We start from the raw sequence: 607 nt of genomic DNA, 5'->3' as shown, positions 1-607 counted from the left end.
GGTGTGTGGCCTTTGCATGGAGTATGTGGTGCTTGGGGCCCGCTCGGTGCAGGAGTTTTTGGTCAAAGTGGATTTGGTGGAATGGGCGGTGTTAGCTTCGCGGTTCAAGTTTTAGGGACATTTCTTGGCATTTCCATTGCGGTTTTAGGTGCTCTTGTGGTCTATGGCGCAATCAACGCTCTAACAGGTTTAAGGCTTTCAGAAGAAGACGAGTTTAATGGTGCGGATTTAGCGATTCATAAAATATCATCTACTAACGAAGACTAATTTAATCGAAAAAAGAGCGGCATCAAACCGCTCTTTTTTTAAACTATTTGCTTCAAACCGATATACAAGACGTTTTAGCAGTTGCCTTTTTTAGCTTGACCAGGAGGGCAAAAGCCACCATTGCCGTGCGGCCCATGACTATCATCATTTGTGCTGACTTTTACTTTTACGTCGTCAATTTCACCTTCCACATTTGTCAGCTGACAGCCTGCTAAAGTCGTAAGTAATATAAGCGCCAGAGATACTTGTCTCATTGCGATTCCTCTCAAAATGTAATTCTAATAGTGACCATTACGACTATGGTCTAATCCATACTACTACAGTTGCTATTCTTTCAGTG

The 607-nt window shown here is 42.8% G+C and carries 1 protein-coding gene and 1 pseudogene; one reads left to right on the top strand and one right to left on the bottom strand.

Features of this window, described 5'->3' with window-relative positions:
* Positions 1-267 (top strand): annotated as a pseudogene (locus R7F64_RS24075) (ammonium transporter); the annotation flags it as partial.
* Between the two features lie 74 nt (positions 268-341).
* Here R7F64_RS24075 and R7F64_RS24070 read toward each other — a convergent pair.
* Entirely contained in the window at positions 342-521 is a 180-nt protein-coding gene (locus tag R7F64_RS24070; protein ID WP_021453411.1) for a hypothetical protein, read from the bottom strand.
* Positions 522-607 lie beyond the last annotated feature (86 nt).

The organism is Vibrio sp. Vb1980 (genome assembly GCF_033338615.1).
GTDB classification, from domain to species: Bacteria; Pseudomonadota; Gammaproteobacteria; order Enterobacterales; family Vibrionaceae; genus Vibrio; species Vibrio alginolyticus.
The sequence above is the reverse complement of the archived record's forward strand: the minus strand, read 5'-3'. Positions and strand labels throughout refer to the sequence as shown.

What these genes read in the sequence shown, in the direction of transcription:
- R7F64_RS24070 (WP_021453411.1), bottom strand. Translation starts at nt 521, where the DNA reads ATGAGACAAGTATCTCTGGCGCTTATATTACTTACGACTTTAGCAGGC.